Origin of the sequence: Chamaesiphon sp. OTE_8_metabat_110 (genome assembly GCF_031382685.1) — a bacterium.
Taxonomy (GTDB): domain Bacteria; phylum Cyanobacteriota; class Cyanobacteriia; order Cyanobacteriales; family Chamaesiphonaceae; genus Chamaesiphon.
This window is the reverse complement of record NZ_JANMZA010000607.1, coordinates 1-9633: the sequence shown is the minus strand read 5'-3', so window position 1 is coordinate 9633 and position 9633 is coordinate 1. Positions and strand designations below refer to the sequence as shown.

Annotated in this window: 10 protein-coding genes and 1 tRNA gene; 4 read left to right on the top strand and 7 right to left on the bottom strand. The window is 48.4% G+C overall.

Annotated features, from left to right (window positions below; translation table 11 throughout):
• Positions 1-124: 124 nt before the first annotated feature.
• Together RMO52_RS21890 and RMO52_RS21885 are read right to left on the bottom strand one after the other, a co-directional pair.
• Complete coding sequence (locus tag RMO52_RS21890; protein WP_310418544.1) at positions 125-358, bottom strand: hypothetical protein; 234 nt, start codon at positions 356-358, stop codon at positions 125-127.
• Positions 359-419: 61 nt separating this feature from the next.
• Positions 420-492, bottom strand: a tRNA-His gene (locus RMO52_RS21885).
• A 147-nt stretch (positions 493-639) separates the two neighbouring features.
• Here RMO52_RS21885 and RMO52_RS21880 point away from each other — a divergent pair.
• Entirely contained in the window at positions 640-996 is a 357-nt protein-coding gene (locus RMO52_RS21880; protein WP_309742830.1) for a DUF4359 domain-containing protein, read from the top strand.
• Between the two features lie 87 nt (positions 997-1083).
• Positions 1084-1992, top strand: a complete 909-nt coding sequence (locus tag RMO52_RS21875; RefSeq protein ID WP_310418540.1) for a TIGR04168 family protein — start codon at positions 1084-1086, stop codon at positions 1990-1992.
• Positions 1993-2063: 71 nt separating this feature from the next.
• Here RMO52_RS21875 and RMO52_RS21870 read toward each other — a convergent pair whose 3' ends face one another.
• Positions 2064-3599: an FAD-binding domain-containing protein gene (locus RMO52_RS21870; RefSeq protein ID WP_310418536.1), complete on the bottom strand. Its 1536-nt coding sequence runs from the start codon at positions 3597-3599 to the stop codon at positions 2064-2066.
• Between the two features lie 164 nt (positions 3600-3763).
• On the opposite strand from RMO52_RS21870, the gene RMO52_RS21865 reads away from it, so the two are divergent.
• Positions 3764-4060, top strand: coding sequence for a BrnT family toxin (locus tag RMO52_RS21865; protein ID WP_309742848.1), 297 nt, complete (start codon positions 3764-3766; stop codon positions 4058-4060).
• Entirely contained in the window at positions 4050-4340 is a 291-nt protein-coding gene (locus RMO52_RS21860) for a hypothetical protein (protein WP_309742825.1), read from the top strand. The genes RMO52_RS21865 and RMO52_RS21860 overlap by 11 nt, the downstream gene beginning before the upstream one ends.
• A 51-nt stretch (positions 4341-4391) precedes the next feature.
• On the opposite strand, the gene malQ is transcribed toward RMO52_RS21860, so the two are convergent.
• From malQ to RMO52_RS21840, 4 genes are all read right to left on the bottom strand, one after another.
• Complete coding sequence (malQ, locus tag RMO52_RS21855) at positions 4392-5888, bottom strand: 4-alpha-glucanotransferase (protein ID WP_310418533.1); 1497 nt, start codon at positions 5886-5888, stop codon at positions 4392-4394.
• A 166-nt stretch (positions 5889-6054) separates the two neighbouring features.
• Complete coding sequence (gene trpB / locus RMO52_RS21850; protein WP_309742822.1) at positions 6055-7299, bottom strand: tryptophan synthase subunit beta; 1245 nt, start codon at positions 7297-7299, stop codon at positions 6055-6057.
• Positions 7300-7548: 249 nt separating this feature from the next.
• Complete coding sequence (locus RMO52_RS21845) at positions 7549-7881, bottom strand: hypothetical protein (RefSeq protein ID WP_309742820.1); 333 nt, start codon at positions 7879-7881, stop codon at positions 7549-7551.
• Positions 7882-8481: 600 nt separating this feature from the next.
• A partial coding sequence (locus tag RMO52_RS21840) for an aspartate aminotransferase (RefSeq protein WP_310418529.1) occupies positions 8482-9633 on the bottom strand: 1152 nt, incomplete at its 5' end.

Genomic DNA, 9633 nt, shown 5'->3' with positions numbered 1-9633 from the left:
CCCCCAGTCAGCACGATCTTACTCCCTGGCAATAGCCGAGCCAAACCTACCGCTGCCCCCAGCGTATCAAAATCTGCCGTAGTATGACAAAGAATTAAATCCATGTCCTTACTAGCGCGGCTACCTAACGACTAGCGCGGCGATCTTGCTCGCGGCGCTGACGATCTCGCCAACCTAATACAGTCAGATAACCGATTCCAAGAGTCACGAGTACCAGTAGTCCAAATGCTGTCGCACCCAAAATCGGTAAAATTTTAGTAGTATCCATCGATCGCGCTTGCCGGAATAAAGATTGTCTTGGCTTAATTTTACTACTTTCCCACTTGCGACATGGGCGATTGCGGCGATCGTTCCTCACCGCCAATTAAAAATCCCCAATCTCACGATCGGGGACTTCTGAACTAACCTGAACCTATAAGGGCGAACGACGGGATTCGAACCCGCGAGTGGAGGCACCACAAACCTCTGCCATAACCACTAGGCGACGCTCGCCACGATTTACTCGTAGAAACTATATTAACACAATTTGCTCGAATTAGATCGTTACTCGCGCTCAAAATTTAGATCGAATCGACACATCTACAGTTACTCGTCCGTCTGGGGTTACAGTAAAATAATTTTAGTGAGTTTGGGTTCGGTATGAAATTATGGCAAGTAATTATGTGCGGTATTTTAGGGCTGTGTGGGCTAGGATTGGCGACAAATCCCGATCGAGACGCCTATGAAACTTACGCTGTCGATCGCGTCGGCACCCTCGCCAAAGACCAATGCGAGCGCCTGCCCGGATTGGGCAACTTGATTCAGGAGCCGTGCCGTGCGGCGATCGAAGCCTACAAACCCCGCTTGCGCCCCTTACTATCGATGACTACCACGCGCCAAAATTGGCTGCTGTTTAGCATCTATCGATCGGAAATCGCCGTCCCCACCGTCAATTTCAACGGTCGAGTCGAATCGATCGGGATCTTTAATAACTTTTTTACATATAAGACGCCGTAAAGTGGATGGTGGATAGTGGATGGTGAATAGTGGATAGCGAATCTCCCTTATAATGGTGAAGGCGCAAGTAGACTGCTCGTTACAACCATGCCGGAGAATCCAACCAAACCTATTAGAATTGCGATCGTCGGGGACGTTCACGACGAATGGACAGCCGATGATGAAATCGCGCTGCGGCATCTGGGCGTCGATTTAGTCTTATTTGTCGGCGATTTTGGGAATGAAGCCGTAGAACTAGTCCGCCGTCTGGCGGCGATCGATCTACCCAAAGCCGCGATCTTGGGCAATCATGATGCCTGGTATACTGCTAGCGATTGGGGGCGCAGCAAAAGCCCTTACGACCCGCTCGTCGAAGACCGCGTGCAGCAACAAATCGATCTATTGGGCGAAAGTTATGTCGGTTACGGCAAATTAGATTTTCCGCAATTAAATCTTTCCGTAATCGGGAGTCGTCCATTTAGCTGGGGCGGCCCCAAGTGGAAGTATAGTGACTTTTATGAAGCCAGATTTGGGATCGATAGCTTTGCCGCATCTACCAATAGGATTGTCGAGAATGCCACTCAAGCCGCTTGCGAACATCTCATCATCATCGGTCACAATGGTCCCACAGGGCTGGGGGAAGACCCCGAATCGATTTGTGGTAAGGATTGGGGTGAAACAGTAATTGGCGGCGACTACGGCGATCCTGACTTGGCTGACGCGATCGATCTACTTAAGTCTCAAGGTAAATCGATTCCGTTAGTGACCTTCGGACACATGCACCACCGACTCAGGCATACGAAAGAACGTTTGCGCGATCCGATCGTCGTGCATCCGAATGGCACGATATATCTCAATGCCGCTCGCTGTCCGCGTGTCCTCTCCACGATCGAACGCACTCTCCGCAATTTCTCATTAGTTACCATCACCGACGGTAAAGTGACTCAAGCTGGTTTAGTCTGGATGACGGAAAATTTTCAAGTCGGTTTGGAAGAAGTCTACTGGACTAAGACGTAAACAAGTTCAAAGATCGATCGCCCTAGTGGTATTTTCTACTTGACCTCAGTTTACCTAATTGATGATACGCTCTAAGCCGATCGCGGTGAGATTTTTTCGTATTCTTTATGCTTATACTCCCAGTACTTTTCCACAGTTTCCTTTGCCGCGATTGCGCTGTCATACTCAGCACCACCTTGAGCTACTAGTCTGGTTCTAACTTGTTTGCGGAGATCGGAAACGATCTTGCCGTTAACTTTGCGCGTCTGCGACCAATCAAGAATTGGTTGGGGATAATAGCTATCCATATACTTACCCTCGCTGACTTCATCGAGACTATATCCCTGTAATTCAGATATCCAATGGTGAATAAAACTCAGATCGGGGTCTTTTTCAGCGATATTCTTATTGGGGTTGTAGATCCGAAACGTCTCACTCAAAGGATTGGTGACACCAGCCTGCATCTGCCACTGCCAGTTATCAATGGCTAGATCCCCATCGACTAAATAGTTCATAAAGTGTTTGGCTCCATGCTGCCAAGACACGCCGCAATTGATAGTGAGGAAGGTAGCGCACATCGCCCGCATCCGAAAATTCATCCAGCCCATCGTTTGGAGCTGGCGCATACTCGCATCAACTAGTGGAAAACCCGTCATCCCCTCTTGCCAAGCTTGGAATAGTTCGAGCTGGTTCGGACTTAGTTCGTCCGGCTTGTACCAATCATCAAATTCAGGGTAGCGATTTTGGTAAGCTATTTCTGGGTGGAAATACAACCGCTGCGTAAAACTATCGTGCCAGCGCAACCTGTCGCGAAAGGCGTTGAGTGAAAATTCGGCTTTGTCTCGACCTGCAAGAGCGGCGACTCTAGCTTTGGTCGCTTGGTAAACAGTCCGCGTCGAAATCGTGCCAAACGTTAGATGTGGGGAGAGGTGAGAAGTTGCCCCAAGTTGAGCCAACCACGGACGTGACAGTTTCCAATGATAGCCGTGGAATCTACTGGTGAGAAATGAGTCTAATGTATCGTGGGCATTTGTTTCCCCACCGGGAAAATAGACTTTTTCGACATCCCAAAACCGTGAGTATTTTTGGGTAAGTTCTGTAAAAGTCAGTTGGGGAATGTCAATCGTGAGTGTTGGTAAATCGAGCTTTAATGGTTGCTGGTATTGGGGTTGACGTTGATAGCTATAGTACTCACCAAACCATTCCTGACGGCGATCTTGAGTCTGCAAGAAGTTGTTTAATCCCAGGTGACAATCGAGGTTTAATTCGTGGTAAAAGTCTACTATAGATCGATCGCGACTAATTCCATACTCGACTTGAACATCGCGATTGAAGAATAGCTTGGGTCGCTCTCCTTGAGCAACGAGCTGTGTGGTGAGATCCCGAACGATCTGGGTGGAGTTGCCTTCAAACAAGCATAGACGACTGCCTAGCTCTTGCAATTGGCGATCTAAGTCCGCCAAAGACTCAAACAAAAATCTCACCCTCGACGAGCCGACATCCGCCCAAGTATAAAACCACGGATCGATGATGAAAAATGGTAAAACTGGCGTATTCTCAGCCGCCGCTAGGGTGACGATCTCATTGTCAGTCAATCGTAAGTCGCGACGAAACCAGAGCAAGGGCATACTTTTCACAAATTGGCAAGGGTACTAATATTTTAACGTTTAAAGCATTTAAGTATCTACGTACTGACGAAGGGCACTTTCTAACGATTCAGACGTTCGTATCCAGCAGCTCGATCGTCAAAGTGTATTGACATTGTAAATACGCTTTGATTATAATAATCTCCATGAATGTGTACTACTCACTTAACGGCATCACCTTTTTATGGGATGACGAAAAAGCGCGGATAAATCCGATTAATCATGATGGGATTACTTTCCAACAAGCTGCTGAGGCACTATTCGACCCATTCATGATAATTGTTGATGCTAGTCGCAATGATGAAGCGCGGGATGCTGCGATTGGGTTGGATACTCGCTGGAACCTGCTTTATGTAGTTCATATCGAGCAAGAAGAAGATAGTATTCGGATTATTTCAGCACGTAGAGCAACCCGTCAGGAGAGAGCAGATTATGAAAATTGAAGCACTAAAGCGGCGACTCGACCGCAACCGTCCGATGACGAGCGTGACGATGCGGCTCCCCGAAGATGTGATTGAGGATCTCAAAAGAGTCGCACCATTGTTAGGATTTTCGGGCTATCAGCCGTTGATTCGTGCCTATATCGGTCAATGTTTGCGCGTCGATCTAGAACGCTTTGAAAGCGAGACAGTGACAGCGTTAGTGGCAAGTCTAAAACGTCGTGGCGTCAGTGATATTACGATCGCGGAAGCTTTGAGTGAGGTGGTGCAGCATGGGTCGTGATGTTCAAAAAATTTGCTGCACCCAGCGAACACTAGATTTTGAGAGCGGGATTTAAGTGCTACTGCGACCACAGATTAATGTGAGATTTTTTAATCTTAATGCTAGCGGCTCATTGAGTACTGACGGATCGTACCGCCATTCCCAATTGCCTTCAGCTAAGCCCGGAAAATTCATCCGTGCGGCACCGCCTAAACCCAAGATATCTTGGAGGGGGAAGATTGCTAAATCGGCGACGGAAGTCATCGCCAATCGGATCAGATCCCAATGTACGCCTGCCGAACAAATCCCACCGGAATACAACAAGAATCGATCGCGTTCGACACCTGTTAATTTCTCAAACCAGCCGACACTAGTATCATTATCATGAGTACCTGTATACACCACAAAATTGGGTGAGTGATTGAATGGTAAAAAGGGATTGCCATTGTCCGAACCGAAGGCAAATTGGAGGATTTTCATGCCTGGAAAACCAAATTGATCGCGCAAAGCTTCCACGTCGGGAGTAATTACGCCCAAGTCTTCTGCCAAAATCGGTAAGTGTCCCCATTTTTGTTGAATGGTGTTAAATAAATCTGCACCTGGAGCCTCGATCCAGCGTCCATTCATGGCGGTAGTTTCGCCCTGTTCGACTGCCCAAAATGCTTGGAAACCGCGAAAGTGATCGACGCGAATTACATCTACCAATTTGAGGAGTGATTCAAATCTTTGAATCCACCAATTAAACTGAGTATGTACGAGATTTTCCCAATGATAAACTGGATTTCCCCACAATTGTCCGGTTTCACTAAAGTAATCGGGCGGCACACCAGCCATCAGGGCGGCGGCTCCGGTTTCGGGATCGAGTTCAAAGAATTTTTGATTTGCCCAGACATCAGCACTATCATGGGCGACATAAATTGGAATATCACCGATGATTTCAATGTGTCGATCGCGGGCGTAATTTCTTACCGCCAACCACTGTTCAAAGAACTTGAATTGAATGAATTTATGATAGCTAATTTGGTGTTTGAGTTGGTTTTGCCAGTGAATTAGTGCGATCGGTTCGCGTTTGACTAAATCTGGCTCCCATTGATGCCAGCTCTTACCGTCGTGTGCTTCGCGCAACGCCATAAATAAGGCATAGTCATCCAACCAATAGATTTGACTGTGACAAAAGTTATCGAAGTTGTGTTTTTGGTCGGCATCGGCAAATGATTGAAACCGCTCGAAGGCAATATGATATAGCTTGGTTTTAACTGCGATCGCTAGTGCAAAGTCAACGCGATGAGTCGGAAAGGTGGGGAGATTTTCTAAGTCTGTGGTAGCTAGTAAACCATCTTCTAATAGTTTAACTGGGCTAATTAATAGCGGATTACCCGCGATCGCTGAATAACACATGTATGGCGAGTTACCATAACCCGTCGGCCCGAGTGGTAAGATCTGCCAATACTTCTGCTGGGCATCGTGTAAAAAGTCAATGAATTTGTACGCATCTTCACCTAAGTCGCCAATTCCAAAGGGACTAGGTAAAGAAGTGGGGTGGAGGAGGATGCCGCTGGAGCGAGTCATAAATAGTTGGGAGTGAGGAGTTGGTAGTAAACAGGAGTATCTGAGAGCGCACAGTGCGAGAAAGGAGTGAAAGAGTCAGTAGGTTAAGAGTATTTCTTCAAACATCTCAATCCTAAGTCCTAAAGCCCAATTGCTCCGAACTCCCAACTCCCAACTCCCAACTTTTCTAAAACTTCAATACCTTAGCAACTGTCTGCACATCCTTATCACCGCGTCCCGAGCAATTGATGACAATCTTGGGACTGCCAGTAAGTTGAGGACAGAGGGTTTCGAGATAAGCGATTGCGTGGGAGGTTTCAAGCGCCGGGATAATCCCTTCTAACTTAGATAATAATTGGAAAGCTTCTAAAGCTTGAGCGTCGGTAACACTATAATATTCAGCTCGTCCCAAGTCCTTGAGATAGCTATGTTCTGGCCCGACTCCAGGGTAGTCTAATCCAGCACTGATCGAATGCGCTTCGGTGACTTGTCCATCGTTGTCTTGCAGCAGGTAGCTCATCGCCCCGTGCAGTACGCCCGGACGACCCTTTGTAAGTGTAGCAGCATGTTTATCGGTATCCACGCCTTCGCCAGCCGCCTCGACCCCAATCAGGCGCACCGTCGGCTCTTTGACAAATTCATGAAATAGTCCCATCGCATTAGAACCACCACCGATACAAGCGAGGAGAATATCTGGTAAGCCGCCCCATTTCTCTATTGCTTGAGCGCGAGTTTCTACGCCAATAATTGCATGAAAATCTCGCACGATCATCGGGTAGGGATGCGGGCCAGCCACCGATCCGAGGATGTAATGAGTCGTCTCGACATTAGTCACCCAGTCCCGAATCGCTTCGGAAGTTGCATCTTTGAGCGTGCCAGTTCCCGCTGCTACCGGACGTACCTCCGCGCCGAGCAACTGCATCCGGAACACGTTCAGCTCTTGGCGTTTCATATCTTCCACGCCCATGAAGATGACACAATCTAGCCCAAACCGCGCGCAGACGGTCGCTGTTGCCACACCATGCTGTCCTGCACCCGTTTCGGCAATCACCCGTTGCTTGCCCATCCGCTTGGCAAGTAATACTTGCGCTAGGGCGTTATTGATCTTGTGAGCGCCAGTATGATTTAAGTCTTCCCGTTTGAGGTAAATCTGGGCACCAGTACCATCGGGACGCGCATAACGTTCGGTGAGCCGCTCGGCAAAATAGAGGGGGCTGGGTCGCCCGACATAATCGCGGAGTAGTCCGTTGAGTTGCTGGTGGAATTCGGGATCTTGGGTATGACGGCGGTATTCGGCTTCAAATTCCAGCAAGGCTGGCATCAGCGTCTCTGGGACATATTTCCCCCCAAATTTGCCAAACCGACCGAGATTGTCTGGCTGTTGCAGCGGTAACTGACGATTTTGGCTGGGGGAGAGGGGCGTTTGGGTCATGAGGTTTGGGGGTGGTGGGAAAATCTACTGAAGTTGCAACTTGAGTAAAGATTGACGATCGAGATCGCAGTTGACTCAATCGATCATTATACCGCTGCCCGTTCGTACCCAGCCACGATCGAAAAAGGACGATCTAAATAAGTTAGATCGTCCCTACTCCTAGATTAGTGCGGGCTAGCAGTCTAAATTCACTACTAGCTCGCCGCAGTCTTGACTTGAAACTAGTTGACGGTCATTTGTCCGATCGATTTAGCGATAGTAACGATAGTCACGGTCGTAATCGCGACGGTAGCCGCGATCGTAGCGACCGCGATCGTCATATCTCGACCGCCAGCGGGCGCGAGCTTCCCGTTCCCGTACCCATTCTAGCCGCCGTTGCCGCTGTATTTCCCACCGGGAATAGCCGCGATCGTAACCCCGATCTCGATATTGAGGGCCGATCTTGAGAATAACTTGAGCGTGCAGATCTCCGGCTGGTGTAAGGCTGGATGCAGGATTGTTAGTTGCCGCCATAGCTGACGATGCTGGCAAGATCGCTATCGCACTCAGCAGTCCAACTGCTAATGAAGTAAGTTTTGACATATATAAATCATCCTATGTGACGTAAGTTTTTCTCGTCAAATTTATAGGTTGAGTCTCGTCCAGATAAGTAGGTTAATCTAAGTTTAGCGCGAGGTTTATGTCTGCATCATCAATCAAAAGTACCGATTAGCCACTCTCGATCGCTATCTAAAGTCACGGTCTAGTTAGCAAAACAACATGACTATAGTCATAAAGTTAGGCTCTGGGCTTTAGGCTCTGGGCTTTGGGAGCATCCCACTTTTTATTTTGCTTAGAGCCGTAATTACAAGCAAACAGGCAGCCAAGCTAAATATCAAAAGCTATACAAACTTCTCACTAATTGTGCCGCTCGATCGTCGTGAGATAAATCCCTAAGTGCGACTTCTAAAGCGGCTAAATCCATCGGTAGATCTGACACGCACCTAGCCTAATGGACGATTTAACAATTCTGGATTGAGAATGAACGATCGTCGTTGGTTAAAGTTTAATTTTCTATTTTTCTCACGATCGCAACCTCAAAGCAACCAGCATTAACTCTCGATCGAGAAACTAGGGATGGGCACTGCTCACAGAATATTTAGAGCCGAAGTAAAGAGAATCTAAACTGTTTGATTCGATCGATTACTCATAGCGAATCCCGGCATCTGCAAGTCTCCCAATTGCTTCACCCAACCTATCGAGATCGGCGATCAGACTGATGCGGACGTAGCCTTCACCACCAATCCCAAACGCATTACCGGGCGTGAAAACCACCCCAGTTTTTTGCATCACCATCAGCGCAAAATCCGTCGAATTACAACCGACAGCGCAGGGAATCCACAGATACATCGTGGCTTTAGTTGGTTTAATCTTCCAGCCCAGTTTAGATAGTCCTTCGATCGTGAAATCGCGACGTTCGCGATAGCGATTTTGGACTTGGGTGACGTATTCGTCGGGAAGTTCGAGGGCTGTTTGAGCGGCGGTTTGGAGTGCGGCGAAAATACCGTCGTCGAGGTGGGTTTTGAGGGTGCGAAGTCCTTGGATGATCTGACTATTACCGACGACAAAACCGACGCGCCAGCCAGCCATATTGTAGGTTTTGGAGAGGGTATGGAACTCGACGCCGATTTCCTTGGCACCGGGGATTTCTAACAGGCTGGTGGGCTTGTAGCCGTCAAAGGCGAGTTCGGCGTAGCACAGATCGTGAACTAACATGATTTTGTACTCGTGGGCAAAGGCGACGACATCCTCAAAGAAGGCGCGCGAAGCAGTAGCACCAGTCGGATTGCTGGGATAGTTGAAGAAGAGAATTTTGGCTTTGCGGGCGACATCTTCGGGAATATCATTGAGATCGATTTCCCAGTCATTCTCCGGTTTGAGGATAATATTATGAATCTTAGCACCCGCGATCGCAGGCCCCCGAAAGTGGACGGGATAGGCGGGACTGGGTACCAGGACTGTATCGCCAGGGTTGATATAAGCGAGCGCTAGATGTCCTAAACCTTCTTTAGAGCCGAGCAGCGGTAAAGCTTCACTGTTGGGATCGAGGGTAACGCCATAGCGGCGATAATACCATTTGGCGATCGCGCCCCGAAAATTGGCGGTACCTTCAAAAGGCGGATAACCATGATTGGTGGCTTCATCAAGCGCATCTTTGGCTGCCGCAATGACTGGTGCTGGCGCAGCACCGTCTGGGTTGCCCATCCCCAAGTCAATCAGATCGATACCCTGGCGACGAGCATTTGCTTTGAGTTCATCTAACCGAGCAAATACATATTGGGGTAACGATTGGAG